The following is a 24652-nucleotide window of genomic DNA, read 5'->3' as shown; positions in this document are numbered from 1 at the left end:
TCTGCCCCGTCTGTCTGACGGGGTTTTTATTTTTTATTACCGGAGCCGGATGATGCGAAGTGATGATACTATTTCTCAGGCAATTCTTTGCTGTGCGCAGTCTGACGATAATATCAGAGCGGTTATTCTTAATGGCTCACGGGCAAATAAGCAGGTCAAAAAAGATAAATATCAGGATTTTGACTTAGTCTTTTTTGTACAGGATATTAACGCAGCTAAATCAGTCCGTTCGTGGGAAGTACACTTAGGTGTTCCGGTATTACAACAATGCCCCGATGATATGTTACCGGAGAATAAAGATGCGCCTGCACGTGCGGCATGCCCCCAACGTCATTCAAGATGCAGGCAGGCGGCAAGGGAAGACAGGCGGGGAGCATACATCAGTATGTGACCCGGCTGGCTTCACGCAGCCAACAAACCTGCAGTTTGAATGAATAAGGGGGATATACCTATCTGATGACCTATGAAGGTGCTCATCGTATTGATCTGACTTTATTACCCGTCAGTCACATAAGCACGGATCACACACACGACAGCCTGAGTATTCTCTGGCTGGATAAAGACAATTTATTTGATTCGCTGCCTCCCGCAGATGAAAGCAGTTATTTTATCCCCCCGCCGGATGCCCGTTTATTTGCAGAAACCGCCAATGAGTTCTGGTGGTGCGCCACCAATGTGGCAAAAGGTCTGGCAAGAAATGAAATCACCTTTGCCAAAGAGATGACTGACAATGTCATCCGCCCGGCATTTATGCAGATGCTTGACTGGAAAATCGGCTGTACACACGGCTTTAACCTCACTACCGGTAAAGCCGGAAAATATCTGTCCCGTTATCTGACCAAAGAAGAAATACAGGCTATATCAGATACCTATTCTGATGCAGTCCCGGAAAATAACTGGCAGGCACTGTTTGTCATGCTGCGGTTATTTGGTGAATTTCAGATAATAACCGCAGACAAAATGGGCTTTGCAATAAATACAGGCGAAGCAGAGGCGTCTGTTCATTATATTAAGCGGATTTATGCGGATATGGTAGATGAATTGGGTTGAGCAGTCAGAGGGTTGCTGATATAAAAATGCCCCATTCCGGGGCTATTTATTAGCAGTCTAATCATATGAAACAAAAGGATTTATTTCTGGCGATGTCCACATTGCGACCACATTCGATATTTTTATGTAATCCAACCCCTCTTCTGAGGGGTTTTATTTTCCAAGCAAACACCCATTGGGGCAAGTAAGTGCTTATAAGCGCCACTTGGCTTTGGATACACAGCTATGGCACAGATCCAAACCTAATCTGACAAGCAGTTCTGTACTGGGAGCAGTTTTTTTAACTAAAAGTTAATGAATCCCTCTCGGAAAATATTACGAGATTTATTGTCGCCCTAACATAGAATTTACTAACCTTGAATATTCTTCGGCGATTGTAGGGTCTATCGGCTCTTTTCTACTAGTGGCGTCCTGCGCTTCATCAAAAGTATTTGCTTGTATTTTATCCAACTCAAAGTATTTTTTTGCATAGCTCCCTTTAGAACTATCCTGAACGACCTGATAATAAACCATCTTTTTTCTATTGACTTGAGCTACAGTGTAAATCAGATTTTCATCCCAACTATCAAGATTAGGATGAATAAATTTATAGCTACCTGATAGATAGTAATCACCTGTTTCTTTAAAATGCTGAAATTCATCATTAATGAATGATACGTCGTCTCCTTTAATTCTCATATTACATCTTTTACAAGATACTGCTAGGTTCATCATTTCAAACATTTCAGATGTAATCTTTGATTTTGGAATAATATGTTCTATATCAAGCACCATACTAAATTCATCATCTATATTTCGTGAACAATAACAACAGCATTCTTCTTGCTTTTCACGTAAATGATCTTTAATCTTTCCTTTAAGAGAATTAAGAGTTTTATCCCCCCAAAAAGTATGACCTTCCGCTATTGCTCGATTCATTAAATCTTGCTCTTCAGCAAGGAATGAAATATTATTCATGGTCATTCCGTTTTTTATGATTGACTTTTGTAAGTAATGAATTTACACCTAAAAGGAATTCTTTTTGGGCGGAATCATTTGCCATTTCCTCAAATTTTGACAAACGATCCCTCGCTGTTTGTAATGAAATTTCCCCAATAGTAAATTGGTCTATAATATCTACACATCTGTTAGATAGCGCTCTATTTTTAGGTGTTAGTATGTCGAAGTAATCAATATATAATTCTTCAGTACTGTCATCATAAGAATTTACTTCTTCAAACCCATAAACTCCACGCTTGTAAATTGAAGCTTGATTACTCTCTGATATTGAAGTAATAATTATAGGTGAATGCGTCGCTACAACAACTATACATTTATTATAACCAATCGACCCCCTTAAAAAATCCAAATATTTATTTTGCCATTTTGGATGCAAACTATTTTCAGGTTCATCAATGAATATAAAAGAATAACCGTTTACGCAAAAAGCAATATGAACAAGTAAAGCGATAAACGATAACTCACCTGAACTTGCTTGACTTATGGGGAATACATGATTATTTTTACTTAAAAACACTTCTATATTGGATATTATTTTTGCTTTTTTTAAAAGTCTCTCAAACTTTAATAAGATTAAATAAGAATCGAAATTACCCTCATAAAAAACGTTATCATTACCGGTCAGCCAGACTAAAACACTATAGCCACGCTTTATCTGATGAATGGCTTTATCTATTGCCATTTTAAGTTCATCCGGTATTTTTTGGTCGCTGCTATCAAAAAAAAATTGGATAATAATCATCAAATGCATTTGTGGAATATCTAATTGCGTCTTTGAATTTTTTCCTAAATTTTACCTTGATACCAATTTTTTGTTCATATCCTATGTGATTTAAAACTGAAAAAATGTGACTTACTTTTTTGGGGCTTTCAGTTGAAAGAGTATTCTTTATTGCTTGAGCAGGGAAGTTTCTACCTAACTTACTTCCTATATAGCTATAATAAAGGCTTTGGGGATGAACTTCAAATTTATCAAATAGAGTATTTGATACAGTAATAGTGTTGTAACCTGAATTATGTAGATCCTCTGCCAGATCATGCAGCAGTCGGCTTTTACCACTCCCATTTTTTCCCACCAGAATAAAATAATCGTTTTGAGAAGTTAAAAGTTTGTGAGCATTAAGCATTTCATTATCGCTAATCTGATTGTAAGATAACAAATCTTACATTGTGACCTCATAACATTGCAATTCATAAAATTGCTGTTGTCATCTATCTACTTTAATCACCACCAGTAAGTGTTTTAAATATATCGCATGTTCGCTTCTCGCTCAAAGCAGACTGTCAGATTTGATGGTATGCTGCCAGTGAAAACCGTCAGATCAGGTCTGAGCTAGTACATATTAATAGCATGCCCCTCAATTAAGGGGCTTTTTTAGCGGAAGTAAAACTTTGGCTTCCGCTACAAGTATCTCAATAACCGATAACGGCAAACTGTCCGCAAAAATACTGATAATAAAATCATGAGTCACATCTGAATAAAATATCTCTGCCAGTTGCTCTACAGGATATGTATCCGGCAAGCTCAGTTCAAGGTACATTCCGTCTCTGACAACATCACTCCCCCTGATAATCTCATATCGTGTTCCATTGTCTTCAATAAACATAGTTCTGACACCCTGTTATATGCTTCCTGAAAACATATCCAACTGATTTTCGCCGTAATGGCTTTTCGGAAACGCATTCTCCGGCAGGCGGAACCCTGTTGGCAGTGGCTGCGGGTCTGGTTTTGTTAAATACCGCTCTACGCTTGTCAGGGTGGTAAATGTGCAGCCACACAAAATATTCTGACATTGGTGATAGCTGCGTTTTGTTTCTTCAGTTACCGGCTCGCTGGTGCGAGTCCAGGATGCGGCGCCGCATTTTGGACAATTAAACGCCATTGTAAAACCTTGGTTCGGGGGTTTGCCTGTTCCAATTATATCACGTTAAATTAGTTGTCTGAATTATCACCATCTACCATATTGTCATTATCAGTTTTTAACGCTAATTCAAGCTGTGTCTAAAAACGACTCAGACGATCTGAATGAAGGAAAGAAGAACCATATAAATACAATAGAATCTCAAACAAATAGCCAGTCAGTTACTTACCTGACTGGCATCACCATCACAGGGCATTTTCAAAACTAAGTATTGCGTGATTACTGAACCTTGCGTACCGCTTTTACATCCAGCTCGGTTTTATTCCACTCTTTATCTATTTCCCCTTCGACTTCAATTTCATCCTGCGGGGTGACTTTTAAACCATCCCAGCGTTTCGGGGAAATTTCCACACGGATGGTGCCGGTGCTGTCTTTAAATTCGTAATGCTTCTTATCAATCTGGCTGACAATTTTTCCGCGCAGCACAACATTTGCGTCATCGGATAATTTCAGCGCATCGGCAACTGTCATTTTACGGGCATCCGGACCACTAAATCCGCCTGCTTGTGTTGTGGTGGCAGAGGTTGCAGATGGTGCGCCCGGACCTTCAAACCCACCGTTTGTTGCAGCAAAAACGGAGCCTGCGGAGCCGGCCAGTAATGTAGCAAGTAATGCGAGTGCAGGTAATTTTTTCATTGTTTATCTCCTGATATAAGGAAGCATTGTTGCTTCATGAGATGCATTTAACCATTAAGTTCTTAACAGGATCTTAAAGATAGCCTATTTTTAATTATATTTTTAATTTTAGACAAAACAGGTGGTTATCCTGTGGCATCTGCGCTAAAACTACCACAGCTATACCCTTATTCATTCAATTTGCAGGTTCTTTGTCCGCACTCAGCCAGCCGGGTCACATACTAATGTATGCTCCCCGCCTGTCTTCCCTTGCCGCCTGCCTGCAATTTGAATGACGTTGGGTAAATACCCCGGGGATAAATATAATGCGAATTTTATTAATTGAAGATGACCGCCTGATTGGCGACGGACTGAAAATCGGGCTGACAAAACTCGGCTTTACCGTAGATTGGTTTACGGATGGCATAACCGGGCAGCAGGCGCTGTTTTCCGCTCCCTATGATGCGGTGATCCTCGATCTGTCTCTGCCGGGAATTGACGGGTTGGATATTCTCAGGCAGTGGCGGGCGCAGAGCCGTGATGAGTCGGTGCTGATTTTAACGGCCCGTGATGCGCTGGAGCAGCGGGTCGGCGGGTTACAGCAGGGAGCGGATGATTATCTGTGTAAGCCGTTTGCCCTGGCGGAAGTTGCTGCGCGCCTGCAGGCGCTGATCCGCCGCCGCCATGGACAATTATCTGCAAAACTGGCACACGGCAATGTGGAGATGGATCCTGTCGCGATGACCGTCACCCGCAACGGCGTACCGGTTTCCCTGAAAGGGAAAGAACTCGCCCTGCTCGCGCTGTTTTTGAATAACCCGCAGAAAGTCCTCACCCGCGCCATGATTGAAGAAAAATTGTATAACTGGGATGAAGAGGTATCCAGCAATGCAGTCGAAGTGCATATCCACCATCTGCGCCGTAAGTTAGGCCGCGAATTTATCAAAACACGCCACGGCATCGGCTATATTCTGGGTAATAATGATGAAAATCTTTAGTCTGCGTCTTCGCCTGGGCGGCTTGCTGCTGCTACTCTCACTGATAACCTGGGGCACCGCCAGCGTATTTGCCTGGTTCCAGACCACAAAATCCCTTAATGAATTATTCGACACACAACAGATGGCCTTTGCCAAACGCCTGTCTGTTTTGCCATCCAATCTGGATCTTCCGCCGTCCATAATTAAGAAAACAAAAAAAATCCTCTCCGGTAACCGGGGAAAACAGGATGATGATGCTCTCGCCTTTGCTATTTTTACCCCGCAAGGAGAACGGGTACTTGATGATGGCGAAAATGGCAGAAAAATTCCCTTTGCCGATAAAAAATCCGGCTTTCGTGATGACTCACTGATTGATGACAGTGATAAATGGCGCTTTGTGCAACTGCCGTCTGTCGATGGTCACTATGTCATTGTGGTCGGTCAGGAATGGGAGTACCGCGAGGATACCGGGCTGAAAATTATCACCGCACAGGTTATTCCCTGGCTGGTTGCGCTGCCGGTAATGCTGCTGCTGTTTTTATGGCTGCTGACACGTTCACTGAAGCCATTGCGCCTGCTTGCCCGTCAGTTACAGCGCCGTAACCCTGCCGATCTCACCCCTGTTGCCCCGCCGTTGCTGCCCCGTGAGGTAAAACCGATGCTGGATGCGCTGAACGGATTATTTACACGCATCCGCGATTTACGGGAACGGGAGAGTCAGTTTACCTCTGATGCTGCTCATGAATTACGCAGTCCGCTGGCAGCCCTGCGGATACAATCAGAAGTGATGCAGATTGCCGGAGACGACCCGGCGACCCGCGAACACGTTGTCGCCAATCTGTTAACCGGTATCGACCGGGCAACGCGCCTGGTGGATCAGTTACTGACACTGTCGCGACTGGAATCCCAATCACAACCGGTCAGTTGCACACTGTTGCGCTGGACGGATATCATCAGTGATGCAGTTGCACAAACTCAGAATGAGGCGGATGAACACCGGGTTACTGTGCGCAAAATAATCACAGATCCTGCACAAACTATCAGCGGTGAACACCTTCTTCTGACTGTCATGCTGCGTAATCTGCTGCATAACGCCGTCCGCTACGGGCGGGATGGTGGTAATGTTCAGTTAATACTCAGCCCGCAACAGTTGGTAATTGAAGATGACGGACCGGGTGTCAGTGAGGATGTACAGGCCAGGTTAGGAGAGCGTTTTTACCGCCCGCCGGGACAGGAAAAAACCGGCAGCGGGCTGGGATTATCTATCGTGAAACGCATTGCGGAACTGCATCATCTGACCATACAGTTCCGCCGGGGTCCGCAGGGCGGATTTTGTGTGATAATAAGCTGGTGATCACGCAGTCTGCGGTTTTTTTCCGTCATCCGTAATGCCGTCTTCCGCCTGTGACAGCGCTTCTTCCATCGCTTTTACGCGGCTTTGCTGTTTGCTCTGGATCAGGCGGATAGCAAAATAGAGATCGGGCACAATAATCAAATCATCATCATTACGTTTGATTTTATTTTCAGAGACCCAGCGCGTCAATTCTGTACGCCGTCCCGCCAGAATCAGGGTGACACCTTTGATTTTCAGCTCTGTCACCAGCTCATTCAGTGTGGTAAATACACTCATGTCATTGTTAATAAAGCTGACTGTTGCATCAATCGCCACCCAGGCCGGGCGTTTCGGTGCCGTATTCACCATCTGCAATACCCGCTTTTTGAAATAAGCGACATTGAAATAGGTCAGCGGGGAATTGAACCGGTACATTATTAATCCGTCAACCTGATCAATATCCACATTGCTGTTATTCATTGAATGGATCATACCCTGCTCATCCACGCCCAGCAGTTGGTCAGTCGGACGGAAGACGGTGCGCAAAAACTGCATCAATCCCAGCAGAACAGCAAAACCAATACCGTTGATCAATCCCACCAGCAGGACAGCGACCAGGGTAAACAACGCCAGGGTAAACGCGGAATGATTGCGCTTACGGAATGAGAATATCTGCCGGATACTGAACATCGACCAGGACGAATAAATCAGAACCACACCGAGGGTCGCCAGCGGAATATGACCTAAAAACCCGGTCAGAAAGAGCAGCACCAGCGCGATCAGACCTGCCGCAATCAATGATACCATCTGGGTTTTCCCTCCACTGGCGTCATTCACCGCTGTCCGGCTGGTCGCGGCACTGACAGCAAATCCCTGGGACAAACCGGAGGCGATGTTAATATAGCCCTGCGCGCGCAGTTCCTGATCCACGTCGATGGCATAGCCGTTTTTCTCGGCAAAGCTGCGAACCGTCATCATAAAGCTGACGATACTAATCACGGCTAAGTTTAATGACGGGATCACCAGTTCACGCAACAGCCCCGGGTCAAACGCCGGCATTTTAATGTGCGGCAGTCCGTCCCCCAGATTACCGACAACCGCGATGCCCATCGTGGAAAAATCCATCCCGGCGCTGACCAGTGTGGCAATAGTCATCACAATCAGCGGGCCCGGCCAGTTGCGGCGGATTTTACCCAGCAGCAACAGCGCCGCCAGGCTGACAGCGGTCAGCAGCAGTGTCGGGAAGTGAACCAGATGTAATTTTCCGGGTAGGGCAAACAGTCGCTCAATCAGCGGAGACGGCAGCCCGGAGACACCCAGCACATTACCAATCTGTCCGGCAATAATCGTTGCCGCCACACCATTAAGCAGCCCCTGTAAAATTGGCTGTGAAAGGAAATCAGCGAATGCGGCAAGTTTGAAGTGACCGGCTATCAGACACCAGACCCCGGTCATCAGCGTCATAATGATCGCCAGTTGCCAGAGCGTATCCGGGTCGCCTTTCGCCAGCGGAATAATTGCCGCCGCAATGACGGCGCAGGTCGCAGCATCCGGCCCGACAATCAACTGGCGCGATGAGCCGAACAAAGCATAAGTGACCATCGGCAGAATACAAGCATACAGCCCGACAATCGCATTAATGCCCATCAGCCCGGTATAGGCGATCGCGACCGGCAATGCGACCGCGGCAACAGAAAGCCCGGCGCGGATATCATAACGCAGGTTTTTGCGTTCATAGTGCAGAAAAACGGAAAGTCCCGGCATCCAGCGCAGAAGTCGGCTTTGCGGCATTATTGCCCCTTATGGAAATAGAAATATCGTATTAAGACGTAAAATTTAATTTTACAGCTAATAATTAAACTGATTTATAACCGAATGCGGATAAAGAAGATAGTCATCGCCCGTCTTATGGTAAAATATTGCAAAGTCATTTGTAATATATTTTTTTTCTTTAAAAATAAGCGGCTGATGGCAATGTGCTTAAAATAACTTTAAATTTCGGACTGACTCAATTATGAAGCAACTACTCGATTTTATTCCCCTGGTTATCTTTTTTGCCATATATAAAACCATGGATATCTATTATGCCTCCGGCGCATTAATCGCCGCGTCTGCGGTGGCACTCGCTGTTCGCTGGTTTCTGTATAAACATCTGGAAAAATCTGCCGTTATCACCTTTGCGATTGTGGCGATTTTCGGCACACTGACCATCGTTTTCCATGATCCGCTGTTTATCAAATGGAAAGTGACTATTATTTATGCCCTGTTTGCCCTGGTATTGCTGGGCAGTCAGTTGTTCTTCAAAAAACCGCTGATCCAGAAAATGCTGGGTAAAGAGCTGACGCTGCCGCCTCACGTATGGCAACGTCTGAATCTGGCCTGGTCCCTGTTCTTTATTATCTGCGCTGCGGTGAATATTTATGTCGCATTCTGGTTGTCGATGGATACCTGGATTAACTTCAAAGTCTTTGGTCTGACCGCTGTAACGCTGGTGTTTACCCTTGTCAGTGTGGTATATATTTACCGTCATCTGCCGCGCGAAGAAGAAAAATAATAAAATCAACCGGATATCTGTCTTTCATTAACCGGTATCCTTTTTGTCAAACGGACGTAAGTGTTTCTCATGACTCAACAACAATGTTTACCTAACGGGGAACTGGTGCTGCGCACCTTAACCATGCCGATGGATACCAACGCCAACGGTGATATTTTCGGCGGCTGGTTAATGTCACAAATGGATATCGGCGGTGCAATTCTGGCAAAAGAAATGGCACTCGGGCGCGTCGTCACCGTGCGTGTCGATGGCATCACCTTCCTGCGCTCTGTCGCTGTCGGGGATGTGGTCTGCTGTTACGCGCGCTGTCTGAAAACCGGCAATTCATCCATGACAGTCAAAGTCGAAGTCTGGGTGAAAAAAGTGGCGACAGATCCTATCGGCGACCGCTACAGAGCGACAGAAGCAGAGTTCTGCTATGTCGCCGTTGACGCTGATAACCGTCCCCGCCCGTTACCTGACGGAAAGCGTAACTTTCAGTTAGGCAGCAGTAACAGCGATTAAAATTAAGATAATGCATTTCCTCCGGGCCACTCTCACTGAGTGGCCTTTTTTGTACACGGGTCAGACGACAGCCACCGGATACAGCAGGTTCCCCGCGACACAACCGGTAAGGGATAGTATCATTAGCGGATATCTCTCTTTTTATTTAATCCGGAATTTTCATTGTGACCTCATTTGCTGAACTTAACGCGCTTCCCGCGGAACAACTCGCCAACCTGACTGAACTGGGCTATCTGACCATGACGCCTGTTCAGGAAGCGGCACTGCCGGCAATTCTCGCCGGGAAAGATATCCGCGCCCAGGCAAAAACCGGCAGCGGTAAAACCGCGGCTTTTGGTCTGGGTCTGTTACAGCAGATTGATGCCAGACAATTCACAACCCAATCTCTGGTACTCTGCCCGACACGTGAACTGGCCGACCAGGTCGCCGGTGAACTGCGCCGTCTGGCACGTTATCTGCCGAACATCAAAATTCTGACTCTGTGCGGCGGTGTGCCGTTCAGTATTCAGCGTGATTCTCTGATCCACGCCGCACATATCATTGTGGCAACACCCGGTCGTCTGCTCGATCACCTGAGCAAAGAAACAGTGCATCTTGATGCGTTGCAGACCCTGGTTCTGGATGAAGCTGACCGCATGCTGGATATGGGCTTTGCTGATGATATCAGCACCATCGTGGACAGCACCCCGGCAAATCGTCAGACACTGCTGTTTTCCGCCACCTGGCCGGATGAGATTGCAACGTTCAGTCGTCGCTTTCAGCGTGACCCGCTGACAATTGAAATAAACAGTACCGATGAACTGCCGGCCGTTGAACAACAATTCTATGAAGTGTCCCGCCGGGGAAAAATTGATTTATTGCAGAAATTACTGAGTCGCGAACAACCGGCTTCCTGCGTGGTGTTCTGTAACACAAAAATAGATTGTCAGGATGTCTTTGACGCCCTGAGCGACAGCAATCAGAGCGTACTGGTACTGCACGGTGATATGGAGCAGCGTGATCGCGACCAGACACTGATCCGCTTTGCGAACGGCAGCAGCCGCGTGCTGGTTGCAACTGATGTTGCTTCCCGCGGGCTGGATATCAAATCCCTGGAAATGGTCATTAACTATGAACTGGCATGGGATCCTGAAATTCATATTCACCGCATCGGGCGTACTGCCCGTGCAGGCGAAAGCGGACTGGCTGTCAGCCTTTGCGCACCGGAAGAGGCTCCGCGGGCCAATGCGCTGGAAGAGATGCTCCGGATGAAACTGAACTGGCAGCCGGTGCCGGCAGGGCTTTCCATCACCCCGCTGGAGCCGGCAATGGCAACGCTGTGTATTGACGGCGGCAAGAAAGCCAAACTGCGTCCCGGTGATATTCTGGGCGCTATGACCGGCGATATGGGGCTTAATGGCGCGGATATCGGTAAAATCGTTATTCACCCTATGCACACCTATGTTGCCGTTCGTCAGTCCGTCGCAAACCATGCACGTAAACAGTTACAGCAAGGCAAGATTAAAGGTAAAGCAGTCAGAGTCAGATTGCTGAAATAAATTTGAAGGACAGTAAAATAGATCAACGGATGATAAATCAGTATTAACTATAAGATCAGGCTATTGCCGGCTGATTTTATTCCATCAGCGTCCCTGCTTTTTGCGGGGACGTTTTTGTACCAACGTCATTCAGGATGCAGGCAGGCGGCAAGCTCCGACCGCCGGGGAGCATACATCAGTATGTGACCCGTCTGGCTGACAGCAGCCAACGAACCTGCAGTTTGAATGAATAAGGGTAACGTTGAAGGGTCTCTTTTATGTCAGCACTATTTACCGCGTTAGTCTCCAACTCTGTATTATTGTTCGTTGTTATTTTTATCCTTTCTGTCTTTTCTGCTTATGGCGGAAAATACCTGTTCAAAAAACGTCACGGTAAAACAGATTTAGCGGATGATGAAACCAAAATTGTGCTCGGGGCGGTATTGTCCCTGCTGGGGCTGTTAATCGGTTTTTTACTGACAATTTCTATCGGCGGCTATAATAATCGTGAGCAGATGGAAGAAAACGAAGCCATTACTATCGGCAACGCCTATCAGCGTGCACAACTACTCTCTCCTGAAAATAATTTACAGGCGCAAGTTTTACTGAAAGATTATCTTGATGCCCGCATTTCCTTTTTTAATGCAGGGTCGCAGGCAAAAACTGAACGCTGGCGGGATCTGTCCCTTGATGCCCAGAGCGCACTCTGGGAATTAGCCGCCACACAAGCCCGCAGCGCACCTAATCCGGTGATTGCCTCCGTATTAACGGCATTCAGTGATCTGTATGTATCTGAAGAAAAAACCATGGCGAGCTGGCGTTATCAAATTCCGGGGGCTGCGTGGATTTTACTCATTCTCTTTGCCGCAAGCGCCAATGTGCTGATCGGGTATAATATCCGCGGGCTGCCGGGCAATAATATTATGATCTTAATTTTACCGCTGCTGACCACCATGGCGTTATTTATGATTGCAGAGATTGATATCCCGGGCGAAGGCGTGATTCATGTCACGCCGGACGACCTGATTAATCTGCGGGCCGATCTCTTTCCTGCAACACTTTCACCGGGCCAATAACCGGACGTAAAAAACCCGGTTCACGGCCGGGTTCTCTTCTTATATACTGTTTATTGTACTGATGTTTTACCATCGAGACGGAAAATAATTGTCGTGGTCAGACCTTTCTTTGCTTTTTTCTCATAGCGCCATTTCCGCATTGCCTGACGAACTTCCCGGTCAAACATATTTTTCGGGGTTGCCTCGATAATATCGATATTCTGAATACGTCCGTTTTCATCCACATCGAACCTGGCGCGGACTGTTCCCTCTTTACCGAGACTGCGGGCACGTGCAGGATAGACAGGATCAGCCCGGCTTAGTGCTTTCGGGTCGCCGCCACCGTTATCACTCAATCCGGCCGACGGCTGGTTACTCACAGGTCCCGGCGCTGTTTTTTTCACATCCTGCTGACCATCCGGGGTTCCGCTGAACAGCGGTTTGTCAGAGACCGGAGCTTTGGTTTCCGCCGGTTTTACCGCCGGTTTTTCAATTTTCTTTTCTTTCTTCGGTTTTGGTTTTTTCTCAACCGGCTTTTTTTCAACCGGTTTTTCGATAACCGGTTTCACCACAGGTTCCGGCTCCGGTTCTGGTTCCGGTTCAACCTCCGGTTCAGGCTCCGGCTGTGGTGCGGCGGCGGCAGGCGTTGGTGCGAATACCGCCATTTCAACGGCCATCACCTTCGGTTCTTCCGCACTTTCCTTGTTCATATTGTAATAGATTGCCGCTGCCACAGACGCGTGCAGAGAAAGAGAAATCAGAATCGGCCAACTCACCCAACGAAAAATAGACATATCAATGCAATCTTATAAGGAACTAATAATGACAATGGTCACTAGTTTAAATGCAAATAGCAATCAATTTCAATAAGAAAAACATAACCATTGTCACCCGGCGTGCGAAATATCACTCTTTAATGACTAAAACGCGTATGTGCAAACAGCAGTGAGCGGCGTTGTCCTGCAATATCCAGTTTTCTCAGTGAAAAAATCCGCAGATTCCGGCGGGACTGACTTTCTAACCAACGGCGACGGCGACGGGTTACCTGTCTTAACATCCGCCAACGTGAAACTTCCGGCCTGCTGTGCCTCATGACTAAACCCTTTTAAACAGTGTGTATACCCTGTTCATTCAGGTTGCAGGTTCGTTGGCTGCACTTTGCCTGCCTGCATCCTGAATAACGTTGGGTATATAATAAGCTCTATAATAAGGAGCATTATTATAAACTCCCTGACACAATAACCAACCGCTTTCCCGCAATAACCTCAGACAATTGAACTCAAAGTTGGTCAAACAGACTGAAATCACAAATAAAGCAGCATTACAGAACGCTTTCTGGTACATTTTCCTGTGCGCTATCAATCACTCTGATGTATCTGTAAACCTCATTTTCAGGAAAGAACATACCTATGTCGACATTTTATACATTGTTGTATTGGCTGAGTATTCTTTTCTACTGGCTGCTGGTTGCCGGTATCACTGTGCGTGTTATGTACAAACGCCGTCCGGTAACCTCCACCATGACCTGGTTGCTGATTATTTATATCCTGCCGTTCATCGGAATTATTGCCTATCTCGCCTTTGGTGAGCTGCATCTGGGACGCCGGAGAGTCGATCAGGCAAAAGGGATGTGGCCGTCTGTTGCCGGCTGGCTGGAAGGACTGCGTCAGTCAAAACATATTTTCTCCACAGAAAACAGCAAACAAGCCGCGCCGTTGTTCCAGCTGATAGAGAGCCGCCAGGGGGTTCCCGGTGTAAAAGGCAACCAAATTCAGTTATTTACTACCTGTGAGGATTCGCTGAAGCAGATAGTAAAAGATATCGATAATGCAAAATATAATATTGATATGGTGTTTTATATCTGGAAACCGGGCGGCGATGTAGATCACGTCACCAATGCCCTGCTTGCCGCCGCCAAACGCGGTGTAAAATGCCGGATTATGGTGGATTCCGCCGGGAGCTGGCACTTCTTCCGCCATGATTATCCGAAGATGATGCGGGATGCGGGTATCGAGTTTGTCGAGGCGCTGCCGGTCAATATTTTGCGTTTTGCACTGCGCCGTATGGATTTACGCCAGCACCGGAAAATCGTGGTTATCGATAACTACATTTCATACACCGGCAGCATGAATATGGTTGACCCCCGCTACTTTAAGCAGGATTCCGGCGTGGGAGAATGGGTCGATATTCTTGTCCGGATGGAAGGTCCGGTTACCGCTCTGTTCGGGATTATCTACGCCTTCGACTGGGAAATGGAGCGCGGTGAGCGCCGTCTTCCGCCACCGCCTGATGATATCGAAATGCCGTTTGAAAAAGACAGCGGACATACTGTAAATATAGTGGCATCCGGTCCGGGTTTTCCGGAAGAGCTTATTCAGCAGTCACTGATGACGGCAATTTTTGCCGCGCAGGAACGTCTGACATTCACCACACCGTATTTTGTCCCGAGCGATGACCTGATGCATGCAATATGCACCGCTGCCATGCGCGGCGTGCGGGTGGCCATTGTGATGCCGCGCCTCAATGACTCTTTTCTTGTCCGCTGGGCAAGCCGTGCATTTTATACCGAGTTGCTGGAAGCCGGTGTGGAGATTTACCTGTTTGAAGATGGCTTATTGCATACGAAAAGTGTGTTAGTGGATGACCAGCTCAGTATGGTAGGATCGGTCAATCTGGATATGCGCAGTTTATGGCTGAATTTTGAAATTACAGCTGTTATTGATGATGAAAGTTTTGCCGGTGATCTCAATATCGTGCAAAACGATTATATCAGCCGTTCTGCGCGGCTCGATTACACTGAGTGGGAAAAACGCCCGCTGACAAACCGTATTCTTGAGCGGCTCTGTTACTTCTTCAGCCCGTTATTGTAATACTGATTATTTTATTGTCCCTGCAACTACCCTGTTGCAGGGAATAACCGGAAAGCTGTCTGACCATGAGCACCCCGCATCCCCGCCGCCTCAGCGAGCAAGAAACCATTGAAATGGCATACGACCTGTTTTTGGAACAGGCAATGGATAATCTGGATCCTGCCGATGTCCTGTTGTTTAATCTGCAATTTGAAGATTGCGGAGGCGCGGAAATAGTCACCACCGGTAACGACTGGTCTGAAATTGCCTCTTTTCCGGCACAAAACCCGGACTGCGCAGAAGTGGTTATCGGGCTGGCACCGGACGATGATGCCGATATCGACCAGATTTTCGCCCGTGTTCTCCTCTCGCGCCGGTTTACCGGCACGCCGGAATTTGCTATCCGCTGGCGGAAATAATCTGTTTTTTATTTCCGGGATGTGAGCGGGGTTATTACCCCGTGGCCACACTCAGCAGCGGCATTTCTCACGGCGCGCCAGCAGTGACCGGGTGATCGCTTCAATTTCTGCGGGGTTTTCAGCCGCACCGGCGCGCAGCGCCACATTCCACTTGACGATGGTTTTTGCATTATCCGCAAGCTCAGGATGTGCCGTCAACCGCCCTTGCTGTGCCAGCCAGACAGCGACCTCCGCCCAGTCCCACAACGGGGATTGCCCGCGAAGGCGCTGAACAGGACACGGAAAGTTACCCTGCCCGCGGGCACCGTCTTTCAGCAGGGCAATCGCCTGACGCGACATGCCTGTCAGTTCTGCAATATCACTCAGCCCGACCAGAGCAGAATCCACAGATTCAACCCTGGCATTCAGCCCCGCTGATTCAACATCCTCAACCGCGCTGCGGATAGCGGTATCCTGGGACGGCGCTTCGCGGTCAAATTCCAGATACACAGATTTCCCGTAAAAACAGAGTAATGCATCATCACAACCATTTTTAAACAAAGCGTCTTCCAGATTTTCTGTATCCGCAGTAACACCAGAAAGCGTTAGTGTAAAATTATACAGTGCCATAATTATCTCTTCCTTTATATGAAACCGGCGTCTTTCGCCCTGATTAATTCTGCAATAACAAACAACTGTCTATACCCAACGTCATTCAGAATGCAGGCAGGCGGCAAGCTCCGACCGCCGGGGAGCATACACTAGTATGTGACCCGGCGGGCTGAGTGCAGCCAACGAACCTGCAGTTTGAATGAATAAGGGTATACTTTTCTTATAATTTGCTTCGCATGATTCTCAGGGCTTCGCGGTGTTGACCAGACGCTCATCTGGTGTAACCGGTGTTTTTCAGCCGGAGAGCTGCACCGTAACCGGCAAAACGCATGTGCCGAATTTCCCCCAGAGATCCAAACCCAGCCCTGAAGCAATGCATACTCAATAGCCGACTGGATATGTTTATCCGGATGTCTCTTCATTTCTGCTGATACCTGTACCGTAGTCAAAATGTTGACATCGGTCAACACTCAATATCTCCCTGTTACCGGGAGATTTCCGTACCGGCGAATATTTTTAATATATAAGGGTATATACCGGCCTGTTGTTAATAACGGAAATCAGTACCTGCCTCAATGGCCGTTTTTTATACATCAGAAAAGTTGCTGCCGGCGCAGAAAAAGAGATGTTACAGAATGAAAAAAAAGCGCTCAATATGAGCGCTTCGTCGCAGATAAGACAGAACTTAAATTTACAACGGATCAACCTTCAGGCATGAAACCGCATGTCTGAAACTGCCTTCCAGTAACGGACGTGTGCGTGCACATTCACTGTCGGCCAGCGGACAGCGGGTGCGGAAAACACAGCCTGTCGGCGGATTGATAGGTGACGGCAGTTCGCCTTCCAGTAACTGAATAACTTTATTCTGTTCTCTGTCAGGATCCGGCACCGGCACCGCAGACATCAGTGCTTTGGTGTAAGGATGCAGCGGATTATGATAAACCTCATCATATGTACCAAGCTCTACTGCGTGTCCCAGATACATCACCAGAACGCGATCAGAAATGTGTTTTACCACTGCAAGGTCATGCGCGATAAAAATAAGCGACAACCCCATTTCCCGCTGTAATTCCTTGAGCAGGTTTACCACCTGAGCCTGAATTGAGACATCCAGTGCCGATACCGGTTCATCACAAATAACCAGTTTCGGCTCCAGAATTAAGGCACGTGCAATCCCGATACGCTGACACTGACCACCGGAAAATTCATGAGGATAGCGGTTGACGAGGTTAGGCAGAAGCCCGACTTTCATCATCATCGCTCTCACTTTTTCTGTCACTTCGGTTTTGCTCATGCGCGGATGATAAGTGCGCAGCGGTTCGGCAATAATATCACCGATAGTCATACGGGGATTCAGTGACGCCAAGGGGTCCTGAAAAATCATCTGAATATCATTGCGGATGTTATGCCAGTCTTTTTCACTCATACCGCTCAGATTTTTACCGAGCCAGGTCACGCGCCCTTCTGTCGCTTTAACCAGCCCGATAATCGCCCGGGCAAAGGTTGATTTTCCGCAACCGGATTCACCGACAACGCCGAGAGTTTCGCCCTCATACAGACGGACAGTAACACCATCAACGGCTTTCAGGCTTTTTGCCGGTTGCCAGAACCACTGTTTGTTATCTCTGACAGAAAAATGGACTTTTAAATCTTCAATCTCCAGCAGAACAGGACGTTCAGGATTCGTCATGATGCCAGCTCCTCAACTGTTTTAAAGCAGGCACGCAAACGGCCCTGAGCAAATGCATTTAATGGCGGCTCCTGCTGAGCACACTGCTCCATCGCATACTGACAGCGCGGACGGAACGGACAGCCTGCCGGCAGACGCAGCAGATTCGGCGGATTTCCGGGAATAGTAGCGAGTGCGCCTTCATCCTGCCCGTCAAGGCGCGGAACCGCTTTAAGCAACCCGATAGAATACGGATGCACCGGCCGATAAAATACATCGCGCGCAGTACCGTATTCCATAGTGCGCCCGGCATACATCACCAGCACTTTGTCACAAATTCCCGCGACAACACCCAAATCATGCGTGATCATAATAATCGCTGTGTTAAATTCATGTTTCAGTTCATTGAGCAGCGTCATAATCTGTGCCTGAACAGTCACATCCAGCGCCGTGGTCGGTTCATCCGCAATAAGCAGTTTCGGCTTACATAACAGTGCCATGGCGATCATCACGCGCTGGCGCATTCCGCCGGAAAACTCATGAGGATACATATTCATCCGCTGACGGGCTTCCGGCATTTTCACCGCATCCAGCATCCGTACTGATTCTTCAAAGGCATCATGTTTACTCAGCCCTTTATGCAGCATCAGCACTTCAGTGAGCTGATGGCTAACTTTCATGTACGGATTAAGTGATGTCATCGGGTCCTGGAAGATCATGGAAATCTCTTCCGCGCGCATTTTATTTAAGGCTTTCTCTTTCAGATTGAGAATTTCACGGCCGTTAAACATGGCAGAGCCACTGACCACGCCATTGCGGGCTAATAACCCCATCAATGCAAACGCAGTCTGTGATTTTCCGGATCCGGATTCGCCGACAATACCGAGTGTTTCACCTGCCGATAATGAAAAATTGAGTTTATTGACAGCCGTAACATCACCGTCCGGCGTTTTAAACGCCACATTCAGGTCTTTTACCTGTAATAACTGAGTCATTGGCGGCCTCCTCAGCGATCTTTCGGGTCAAGGGCATCACGCAACCCGTCACCGATAAAGTTAAAACAAAACAGAGTCACCACGAGGAATGCTGCCGGGAACATCAGTAACCAGGGCGATACTTCCATGGAGTTTGCACCATCATTAAGTAATGCACCCCAGCTGCTTAACGGCTCCTGTGTTCCCAGCCCCAGGAAACTGAGGAAGGATTCAAACAGGATCATGCTCGGCACCAGCAGTGAGGCATACACCACCACCACACCCAGTACATTCGGCACAATATGGCGCAGAATAATATTGCGGGTCGGCACACCACAGACTTTCGCGGCTTCAATAAACTCTTTGCTCTTCAGGCTGAGGGTCTGTCCGCGCACAATACGCGCCATATCCAGCCAGGACACCATTCCGATGGCCACAAAGATCAGGAAGATATTCTGCCCGAAGAAGGTAACGAGTAAGATAACAAAGAACATAAACGGGAAAGAGTTGAGGATTTCCAGCACACGCATCATCACGGAGTCAGTTTTACCGCCGACATACCCGGACATTGCGCCGTAGAGTGTTCCCACCAGCACAGCCACCAGCGCGGCAGCCAGTCCGACCATCAGTGAAATGCGCCCGCCGATTGCCACACGCACCAACAGGTCACGCCCGGAGGAATCCGTGCCGAAATAGTGACCGGTTTCACTGTCCGGTGATGCAGACATCATTTCCCAGTCGGTATCATCGTAAGCAAAATCCGATAACATCGGCGCAAAAATAACAAACAGGGTAATTAAAAACAGGAGACACAGGCTGGTGATCGCCGCTTTATTGTGTATAAAACGACGACGGGCATCCGCCCATAAACTGCGCCCTTCAACATTTTGCTGCTCCGCAAAATTCGCCAGAGCTTCGCATTTTTTTTCATTCGGTAACATAGCGTGCTCCGGAATTAATAGCGGATTTTCGGATCGATAACGGCATACAGCACATCAACGATACAGTTAAAGGCGATAGTCAGCGCCCCGACAAGGATAGTCAGGCTCAGTACCAGTGAATAGTCACGGTTAAGTGCACCGTTCACAAATAACTGCCCGACACCCGGTAAACCGAAAATCGTCTCAATGACCATCGAGCCGGTGATAATCCCCACAAACGCCGGTCCCATAAAGGAAACAACCGGTAACAGCGCCGGACGCAACGCATGCCGCCAGACGATTTTACGCATCGGCAGCCCCTTTGCCCGTGCGGTACGGATAAAGTTGGAGTGCATCACTTCAATCATTGAACTGCGCATAATACGGGAGATACTGGCGATATAGGCGAGCGAAAGCGCGACCATCGGCAGGATCATATTAGTGAATTGTCCGCCGTTCCAGCCGCCGCCCGGCAGCCAGTGAAGGTGGATAGCAAAAATAAGAACCAGCAATGGCGCCACCACAAAACTCGGGATCACAACACCGGTCATGGCAAAACCCATAACCGTATAATCCCACCGGGTATTCTGATTCAGCGCGGCAATAACCCCTGCGCTCACCCCCGTGATCAATGCGAGTATAAACGCCGCTAAGCCGAGTTTGGCGGAGACCGGAAATGCCGTCGCCACTAAATCATTCACAGAGTAATCTTTATATTTGAATGAGGGTCCGAAATCCCCTTTCGATAACTGGACTAAATAATCAAAATACTGAACATGGATGGGATCATTCAGGTGATATTTTGCTTCAATATTGGCCATCACTTCCGGTGGTAATTTGCGCTCACCGGTAAAAGGACTGCCCGGTGCCAGACGCATCATAAAGAAAGAGATGGTAATCAACACAAACAGTGTCGGGATCGCCTCGAGTATACGGCGAAGAATAAACTTAAACATTGCCCGTTCCTATACAGTACCCGCTCCCGGGGTACATACATACCCTTATTCATTCAGACTGCAGGGTCGTTGGCGGAACGATACCCGACGGGTCACATACTTATGTATGCTCCCCATAGGTCGGAGTTTGCCGCCTGCCTGCATCCTGAATGACGTTGGGTATACACAGGCAGCCTCCGGGGAGGCCGCCAACCGTCTTTATTATTTTTTCATCAGATAGAGATCTTTTGTATGAAGGTGATCTAACGGATCTTTTCCGCTGTATCCCCCCACGTACGGTTTCACTAAACGGGTACTGACATAGTAATAGACAGGCACAATGGCGGAATCGTTATCCAGCACGGTTTCAGCCTGCTGGTAGATTTTCGCGCGCTCTTCATCGGTTTTCACCTGAAGAGACTGTTTCATCAGCTTATCAAAATCTGTGTTTTTATAATGCGGGGTATTACTGCTGCTGTAGGAGAGCATCATATTCAGGAAGGATGAAGGCTCATTATAATCTGCACACCAGCCGGCACGGGCAATATCATACGTGCCTGATGACGGGTATCGAGGAATGTTTTCCACTCCTGATTTTCCAGCTGCACATCAACACCGATGTTTTTCTTCCAGATAGATGCGGCGGCAATCGCCATTTTTTTATGCAGATCAGACGTGTTATACAGCAGATTGAATTTCAGCGGATTATCTTTGGTGTAGCCCGCTTCTTCCAGCAATTTGCGTGCTTTTTCATTACGCTGTGCCTGAGTCATTCCGGAGAACCACTCCGGCTCTTTCGCAGACATACCATCGGTAAACGGCGGTGTGAAACCATAAGCCGGGGTATCGCCCTGTGCTTTCACTTTATTCACCATGATATCTCGATCTAAACCGAGTTTCAGAGCCTCACGGACTTTCGGATTATTAAACGGCGCTTTTTCATTATTTATTTCATAGTAATAGGTACACATATACGGTGAAATACGTAATTCATCCGGGATCTCTTTTTTCAGTTTCTGGAACAATTCAATCGGCAGGTTATTATACGTCATGTCGATTTCACCGCTGCGGTAGCGGTTTACATCTGTGACTTCTGACGAAATAGGCAGGAAGCGGATATTATTAATAACGGTTTTTTTGTTATCCCAGTAATTCGGGTTACGCTCCAGCTCAATTTTTTCGTTTACTACCCAGTTTTTCAGTTTGTACGCGCCGTTACTGACATAATTTCCCGGCTGCGTCCATTTATCACCGAATTTTTCCACAGAAGCAGGATGCACCGGTGACATAGAGTTATGCGCCAGCAGTTTCGGAATATACGGCACTTCTTCTGTCAGGGTAATTTCTAATGTTTTATCATCCAGCGCTTTAATACCGAGTTCTTCCGGTTTCTTTTTCCCGGCGATAACATCATCGATATTCGCAATATGGGCATACTGCAAATAACTGGCGTACGGCGACGCGGTATTCGGATCAGCTAAACGACGCCAGCTGTAAACAAAATCCTGTGCAGTAACCGGATCACCGTTTGACCATTTTGCATCTTCCCGGATTTTAAACGTCCACACTTTAAAATCTTTATTTTCCCAGGATGTCGCGGACCCGGGTAACACTGTACCGTCCGGACTTTCAAGTGTGATACCTTCCATCAGGTCACGGATAATATTAGCTTCCGGAACGCCTTCCACTTTATGCGGATCAAGTGACTGAGGCTCGGAACCGTTATTACGGACCAAATCCTGTTTCTCAGCCAGCTGAACGCCTGCCGGAACTTCCGCCGCAAACGCCTGAGTCCCCAACCCCATTCCCAGCGCACTAATCACACTTAGTGTTAATAAACTCTTCTTTGTCAGCTTTACCATCTTACATAACTCCCCATTGACGAATGTGTTTTGCGTTTGTTGCGTGTTTTTCAGGCACTTATTTTTTATTACTCATGCCTTTATTGTTTTCGCACTACTTTATCAGTGTGCAAATTTTTATTATTAATACGTTTCTACCATATATAAGCGCTTAATATCCATATAATCAAGCGGGTCATTACCGGTAAACCCGCCAACTGCTGGTTTTATCAACCGTACACTCACACGATAATAGATTGGGATCAATGCAGAGTCCTGATCTAACTGCATTTCTGCCTGTTGATAAGCGGATTGGCGCGTTTTTTCATCGGTTGCCAGTAATGCACGCTGCATTGCGCTGTCAAAAGTGGCATTACGATAGAAACTGGTGTTATTACTGCTGTCTGACAGGAAAATATTCAAAAACGAGGAAGGTTCATTGTAATCCGCGCACCAGGTTGCCCGCGCGACCTGATAGTTACCCTCGTGACGGTTTTGATTCGATGTTTTCCATTCCTGATTTTTCAGTACCACATTCACTCCGAGGTTTTTATTCCACATGGATGCGGCAGCAATTGCCTGCTGTTTGTTCTGATCAGACGTGTTATAGAGCAATTCGAAGGTCAGAGGGCTTTTTTCACTGAAACCGGCCTCTTCCAGCAATTTCCGTCCCTTTTCATTACGCTGGGCCTGTGTCAGGGATGCCCATTCCGGGGTGGTAAAGTTCCCGCCGTTAATATAGTGCGGTGTAAAACCATATGCAGGGATCTGCCCCTGGCCCATAATTTTATTGGCAATGATATCGCGATCAATACCCAGTTTAACGGCTTCCCGGACACGCGGATCGGTAAAAGGGGCGGCTGAATTATTGATTTCGTAATAAAACGTGCACAGATAAGGGGAAATACGCACCTCTGCCGGGATCTCTTTTTTCAGCTTACTGAATAAGACCGGCGGAACCGCGCTGTTAGTGATATCAATCTCTCCGGCACGATAGCGGTTAATATCACTGGTTTCTGATTGCAGAGGCAAAAAGGTCGCCTGCTCAATCACGGTTTCTTTATCATTGCGGTATTCCGGATTGCGTTTCAGGACCAGGCGCTCATTGACATTCCATGACGACAGGGTATACGCACCGTTGCCGGTAAATTTCCCGACTGCCGTCCATTTATCGCCAAACTGCTCAATAGCGCCCTTGGGCACCGGTTTTAGTGCCGTATGGCTTAGCATATCCACAAAATACGGCACAGGTTGCGTAAGCTGCACCTGTAAAGTGTGGTCATCCAATGCTTTCACACCGAGTGTATCCGGTGATTTTGTACCTTTGAGGATCTCATCCACATTTTCGACATAGGCATAATGCAGATAACTGCCGTAAGGCGACGCAGTTTTCGGATCCACCAGCCGCCGCCAGCTGTAGACAAAATCATTCGCGGTGACAGGTGAGCCGTCACTCCATTTTGCATCCGGATATAATATAAATGTCCAGGTCCGGTTATCCGGTGATGACCAGCTCTGTGCCACACCCGGCACAATTTTTCCGTCCGCATCCGTGGAAACCAAACCTTCCAGCAGGTTAAGAATAATATTGGACTCCGGGACACCTTCCACTTTATGCGGATCCAGTGATACCGGTTCACTACCGTTATTAATAACAATCTCTTGTTTTGCCGCCAGTTTTGTTCCGGCAGGCACCTGTGCCGCTGATGCAGAATATGCGAAAACACTCAGCAACAGTGCGGGTGTGAGGGAAACAGCAATAATGTTTTTCTTCATTTTTCCGTCCCGGTCTGAATAACACCAATTAAACAAACAACGTGATTGAAGCACCGCAAATGCGTTATTTATAAGTGTAGTCAAAAATGGGGTCTGTTTATTCTGCCCGGCCATTTCTTACCTCTGACCGTGATTTTTAAGCCCGGGGACTG

The 24652-nt window shown here is 47.4% G+C and carries 26 protein-coding genes and 1 pseudogene; 10 read left to right on the top strand and 17 right to left on the bottom strand.

Annotated elements, in window-relative coordinates; all coding sequences use genetic code 11:
- Positions 1 to 49 precede the first annotated feature (49 nt).
- Positions 50 to 391, top strand: coding sequence for an aminoglycoside 6-adenylyltransferase (locus AYY17_RS22580; protein ID WP_082981412.1), 342 nt, complete (start codon positions 50 to 52; stop codon positions 389 to 391).
- 65 nt (positions 392 to 456) lie between these two features.
- Positions 457 to 1050 (top strand): aminoglycoside 6-adenylyltransferase, encoded by a 594-nt coding sequence (locus tag AYY17_RS22575; protein ID WP_067424840.1) that lies wholly within the window; start codon positions 457 to 459, stop codon positions 1048 to 1050.
- Between the two features lie 324 nt (positions 1051 to 1374).
- Here AYY17_RS22575 and AYY17_RS15025 read toward each other — a convergent pair whose 3' ends face one another.
- From AYY17_RS15025 to AYY17_RS15000, 6 genes are all read right to left on the bottom strand, one after another.
- The gene (locus tag AYY17_RS15025) at positions 1375 to 2007 is read right to left on the bottom strand and encodes an HNH endonuclease (protein WP_067424838.1); all 633 of its coding nucleotides are present in this window, start codon (positions 2005 to 2007) and stop codon (positions 1375 to 1377) included.
- Positions 2000 to 2791, bottom strand: coding sequence for an AAA family ATPase (locus tag AYY17_RS15020; RefSeq protein WP_412779023.1), 792 nt, complete (start codon positions 2789 to 2791; stop codon positions 2000 to 2002). The genes AYY17_RS15025 and AYY17_RS15020 overlap by 8 nt, the downstream gene beginning before the upstream one ends.
- Positions 2766 to 3176 (bottom strand): hypothetical protein, encoded by a 411-nt coding sequence (locus tag AYY17_RS15015; RefSeq protein ID WP_067424834.1) that lies wholly within the window; start codon positions 3174 to 3176, stop codon positions 2766 to 2768. The genes AYY17_RS15020 and AYY17_RS15015 overlap by 26 nt, the downstream gene beginning before the upstream one ends.
- Positions 3177 to 3407: 231 nt before the next feature.
- On the bottom strand, positions 3408 to 3656 hold the full coding sequence (locus tag AYY17_RS15010; protein WP_067424832.1) for a hypothetical protein: 249 nt from the start codon (positions 3654 to 3656) through the stop codon (positions 3408 to 3410).
- Positions 3657 to 3671: 15 nt separating this feature from the next.
- A complete protein-coding gene (locus AYY17_RS15005; protein WP_067424830.1) occupies positions 3672 to 3932 on the bottom strand; it encodes an ogr/Delta-like zinc finger family protein in 261 nt (86 codons plus the stop codon).
- A gap of 258 nt (positions 3933 to 4190) precedes the next feature.
- Complete coding sequence (locus AYY17_RS15000; RefSeq protein ID WP_067424828.1) at positions 4191 to 4607, bottom strand: YgiW/YdeI family stress tolerance OB fold protein; 417 nt, start codon at positions 4605 to 4607, stop codon at positions 4191 to 4193.
- A gap of 305 nt (positions 4608 to 4912) precedes the next feature.
- Here AYY17_RS15000 and qseB point away from each other — a divergent pair, with 305 nt between their 5' ends.
- Positions 4913 to 5584 carry a quorum sensing response regulator transcription factor QseB gene (gene qseB, locus AYY17_RS14995; RefSeq protein WP_067424825.1) on the top strand — a complete coding sequence of 224 codons (672 nt, stop codon included), beginning with the start codon at positions 4913 to 4915 and terminating at the stop codon, positions 5582 to 5584.
- Positions 5571 to 6917, top strand: coding sequence for a quorum sensing histidine kinase QseC (gene qseC, locus AYY17_RS14990; RefSeq protein WP_067424823.1), 1347 nt, complete (start codon positions 5571 to 5573; stop codon positions 6915 to 6917). Before qseB ends, qseC begins: the two co-directional genes overlap by 14 nt.
- Here the strand turns inward: qseC and AYY17_RS14985 are convergent, their stop codons facing one another.
- Positions 6918 to 8687, bottom strand: coding sequence for a SulP family inorganic anion transporter (locus AYY17_RS14985; RefSeq protein ID WP_202906426.1), 1770 nt, complete (start codon positions 8685 to 8687; stop codon positions 6918 to 6920).
- Positions 8688 to 8910: 223 nt separating this feature from the next.
- Between AYY17_RS14985 and AYY17_RS14980 the strand changes: the two genes are divergently transcribed.
- The 4 genes from AYY17_RS14980 (at position 8911) to AYY17_RS14965 (ending at position 12547) form a co-directional block, all read left to right on the top strand.
- Positions 8911 to 9450 (top strand): septation protein A, encoded by a 540-nt coding sequence (locus tag AYY17_RS14980; protein WP_067424821.1) that lies wholly within the window; start codon positions 8911 to 8913, stop codon positions 9448 to 9450.
- 69 nt (positions 9451 to 9519) lie between these two features.
- Positions 9520 to 9954, top strand: coding sequence for an acyl-CoA thioester hydrolase YciA (gene yciA / locus AYY17_RS14975; RefSeq protein WP_067424819.1), 435 nt, complete (start codon positions 9520 to 9522; stop codon positions 9952 to 9954).
- Between the two features lie 164 nt (positions 9955 to 10118).
- Positions 10119 to 11492 (top strand): ATP-dependent RNA helicase DbpA, encoded by a 1374-nt coding sequence (gene dbpA, locus AYY17_RS14970; RefSeq protein ID WP_067424817.1) that lies wholly within the window; start codon positions 10119 to 10121, stop codon positions 11490 to 11492.
- 257 nt (positions 11493 to 11749) lie between these two features.
- Positions 11750 to 12547 carry a bestrophin-like domain gene (locus AYY17_RS14965; protein WP_067424815.1) on the top strand — a complete coding sequence of 266 codons (798 nt, stop codon included), beginning with the start codon at positions 11750 to 11752 and terminating at the stop codon, positions 12545 to 12547.
- Between the two features lie 50 nt (positions 12548 to 12597).
- On the opposite strand, the gene AYY17_RS14960 is transcribed toward AYY17_RS14965, so the two are convergent.
- Together AYY17_RS14960 and AYY17_RS14955 are read right to left on the bottom strand one after the other, a co-directional pair.
- A complete protein-coding gene (locus tag AYY17_RS14960; protein WP_067424813.1) occupies positions 12598 to 13320 on the bottom strand; it encodes a TonB family protein in 723 nt (240 codons plus the stop codon).
- Positions 13321 to 13439: 119 nt separating this feature from the next.
- Positions 13440 to 13619, bottom strand: a complete 180-nt coding sequence (locus AYY17_RS14955) for a YciY family protein (RefSeq protein ID WP_067406413.1) — start codon at positions 13617 to 13619, stop codon at positions 13440 to 13442.
- A 316-nt stretch (positions 13620 to 13935) separates the two neighbouring features.
- Here AYY17_RS14955 and cls point away from each other — a divergent pair, with 316 nt between their 5' ends.
- Positions 13936 to 15396 carry a cardiolipin synthase gene (gene cls, locus AYY17_RS14950; protein WP_067406415.1) on the top strand — a complete coding sequence of 487 codons (1461 nt, stop codon included), beginning with the start codon at positions 13936 to 13938 and terminating at the stop codon, positions 15394 to 15396.
- Between the two features lie 65 nt (positions 15397 to 15461).
- Positions 15462 to 15794: an HI1450 family dsDNA-mimic protein gene (locus AYY17_RS14945; RefSeq protein ID WP_067424811.1), complete on the top strand. Its 333-nt coding sequence runs from the start codon at positions 15462 to 15464 to the stop codon at positions 15792 to 15794.
- Positions 15795 to 15845: 51 nt separating this feature from the next.
- Here the strand turns inward: AYY17_RS14945 and AYY17_RS14940 are convergent, their stop codons facing one another.
- From AYY17_RS14940 to AYY17_RS14910, 8 genes and pseudogenes are all read right to left on the bottom strand, one after another.
- A complete protein-coding gene (locus AYY17_RS14940; protein WP_067424809.1) occupies positions 15846 to 16403 on the bottom strand; it encodes a helix-turn-helix transcriptional regulator in 558 nt (185 codons plus the stop codon).
- 131 nt (positions 16404 to 16534) lie between these two features.
- Entirely contained in the window at positions 16535 to 16807 is a 273-nt protein-coding gene (locus AYY17_RS22390; protein ID WP_156656722.1) for a hypothetical protein, read from the bottom strand.
- A 269-nt stretch (positions 16808 to 17076) separates the two neighbouring features.
- On the bottom strand, positions 17077 to 18075 hold the full coding sequence (gene oppF, locus AYY17_RS14935) for a murein tripeptide/oligopeptide ABC transporter ATP binding protein OppF (protein WP_067406425.1): 999 nt from the start codon (positions 18073 to 18075) through the stop codon (positions 17077 to 17079).
- Positions 18072 to 19049 (bottom strand): ABC transporter ATP-binding protein, encoded by a 978-nt coding sequence (gene oppD / locus AYY17_RS14930; protein WP_067424807.1) that lies wholly within the window; start codon positions 19047 to 19049, stop codon positions 18072 to 18074. Before oppD ends, oppF begins: the two co-directional genes overlap by 4 nt.
- A gap of 11 nt (positions 19050 to 19060) precedes the next feature.
- Positions 19061 to 19969: an oligopeptide ABC transporter permease OppC gene (gene oppC / locus AYY17_RS14925; RefSeq protein ID WP_067406432.1), complete on the bottom strand. Its 909-nt coding sequence runs from the start codon at positions 19967 to 19969 to the stop codon at positions 19061 to 19063.
- A gap of 14 nt (positions 19970 to 19983) precedes the next feature.
- Complete coding sequence (oppB, locus tag AYY17_RS14920) at positions 19984 to 20904, bottom strand: oligopeptide ABC transporter permease OppB (RefSeq protein ID WP_067406435.1); 921 nt, start codon at positions 20902 to 20904, stop codon at positions 19984 to 19986.
- Between the two features lie 201 nt (positions 20905 to 21105).
- Positions 21106 to 22745, bottom strand: a pseudogene (oppA, locus tag AYY17_RS14915) (oligopeptide ABC transporter substrate-binding protein OppA).
- A gap of 123 nt (positions 22746 to 22868) precedes the next feature.
- Positions 22869 to 24500 carry an ABC transporter substrate-binding protein gene (locus AYY17_RS14910; protein WP_067425110.1) on the bottom strand — a complete coding sequence of 544 codons (1632 nt, stop codon included), beginning with the start codon at positions 24498 to 24500 and terminating at the stop codon, positions 22869 to 22871.
- Positions 24501 to 24652 lie beyond the last annotated feature (152 nt).

This window comes from Morganella psychrotolerans, assembly GCF_001676055.1.
Classification (GTDB): Bacteria; Pseudomonadota; Gammaproteobacteria; order Enterobacterales; family Enterobacteriaceae; genus Morganella; species Morganella psychrotolerans_B.
Note: the sequence above shows the minus strand (reverse complement) of the source record. Positions and strands in the feature narration are given on the sequence as shown.

Excerpts from the sequence above, each read along its gene's own strand:
- AYY17_RS22580 (WP_082981412.1), top strand. The coding sequence starts at position 50 with ATGATGCGAAGTGATGATACTATTTCTCAGGCAATTCTTTGCTGTGCG.
- AYY17_RS22575 (WP_067424840.1), top strand. The coding sequence starts at position 457 with ATGACCTATGAAGGTGCTCATCGTATTGATCTGACTTTATTACCCGTC.
- AYY17_RS15025 (WP_067424838.1), bottom strand. The coding sequence starts at position 2,007 with ATGAATAATATTTCATTCCTTGCTGAAGAGCAAGATTTAATGAATCGA.
- AYY17_RS15020 (WP_412779023.1), bottom strand. The coding sequence starts at position 2,791 with ATGATTATTATCCAATTTTTTTTTGATAGCAGCGACCAAAAAATACCG.
- AYY17_RS15015 (WP_067424834.1), bottom strand. The coding sequence starts at position 3,176 with ATGCTTAATGCTCACAAACTTTTAACTTCTCAAAACGATTATTTTATT.
- AYY17_RS15010 (WP_067424832.1), bottom strand. The coding sequence starts at position 3,656 with ATGTTTATTGAAGACAATGGAACACGATATGAGATTATCAGGGGGAGT.
- AYY17_RS15005 (WP_067424830.1), bottom strand. The coding sequence starts at position 3,932 with ATGGCGTTTAATTGTCCAAAATGCGGCGCCGCATCCTGGACTCGCACC.
- AYY17_RS15000 (WP_067424828.1), bottom strand. The coding sequence starts at position 4,607 with ATGAAAAAATTACCTGCACTCGCATTACTTGCTACATTACTGGCCGGC.
- qseB (WP_067424825.1), top strand. The coding sequence starts at position 4,913 with ATGCGAATTTTATTAATTGAAGATGACCGCCTGATTGGCGACGGACTG.
- qseC (WP_067424823.1), top strand. The coding sequence starts at position 5,571 with ATGAAAATCTTTAGTCTGCGTCTTCGCCTGGGCGGCTTGCTGCTGCTA.
- AYY17_RS14985 (WP_202906426.1), bottom strand. The coding sequence starts at position 8,687 with ATGCCGCAAAGCCGACTTCTGCGCTGGATGCCGGGACTTTCCGTTTTT.
- AYY17_RS14980 (WP_067424821.1), top strand. The coding sequence starts at position 8,911 with ATGAAGCAACTACTCGATTTTATTCCCCTGGTTATCTTTTTTGCCATA.
- yciA (WP_067424819.1), top strand. The coding sequence starts at position 9,520 with ATGACTCAACAACAATGTTTACCTAACGGGGAACTGGTGCTGCGCACC.
- AYY17_RS14965 (WP_067424815.1), top strand. The coding sequence starts at position 11,750 with ATGTCAGCACTATTTACCGCGTTAGTCTCCAACTCTGTATTATTGTTC.
- AYY17_RS14960 (WP_067424813.1), bottom strand. The coding sequence starts at position 13,320 with ATGTCTATTTTTCGTTGGGTGAGTTGGCCGATTCTGATTTCTCTTTCT.
- AYY17_RS14955 (WP_067406413.1), bottom strand. The coding sequence starts at position 13,619 with ATGAGGCACAGCAGGCCGGAAGTTTCACGTTGGCGGATGTTAAGACAG.
- cls (WP_067406415.1), top strand. The coding sequence starts at position 13,936 with ATGTCGACATTTTATACATTGTTGTATTGGCTGAGTATTCTTTTCTAC.
- AYY17_RS14945 (WP_067424811.1), top strand. The coding sequence starts at position 15,462 with ATGAGCACCCCGCATCCCCGCCGCCTCAGCGAGCAAGAAACCATTGAA.
- AYY17_RS14940 (WP_067424809.1), bottom strand. The coding sequence starts at position 16,403 with ATGGCACTGTATAATTTTACACTAACGCTTTCTGGTGTTACTGCGGAT.
- AYY17_RS22390 (WP_156656722.1), bottom strand. The coding sequence starts at position 16,807 with ATGAAGAGACATCCGGATAAACATATCCAGTCGGCTATTGAGTATGCA.
- oppF (WP_067406425.1), bottom strand. The coding sequence starts at position 18,075 with ATGACGAATCCTGAACGTCCTGTTCTGCTGGAGATTGAAGATTTAAAA.
- oppD (WP_067424807.1), bottom strand. The coding sequence starts at position 19,049 with ATGACTCAGTTATTACAGGTAAAAGACCTGAATGTGGCGTTTAAAACG.
- oppC (WP_067406432.1), bottom strand. The coding sequence starts at position 19,969 with ATGTTACCGAATGAAAAAAAATGCGAAGCTCTGGCGAATTTTGCGGAG.
- oppB (WP_067406435.1), bottom strand. The coding sequence starts at position 20,904 with ATGTTTAAGTTTATTCTTCGCCGTATACTCGAGGCGATCCCGACACTG.
- AYY17_RS14910 (WP_067425110.1), bottom strand. The coding sequence starts at position 24,500 with ATGAAGAAAAACATTATTGCTGTTTCCCTCACACCCGCACTGTTGCTG.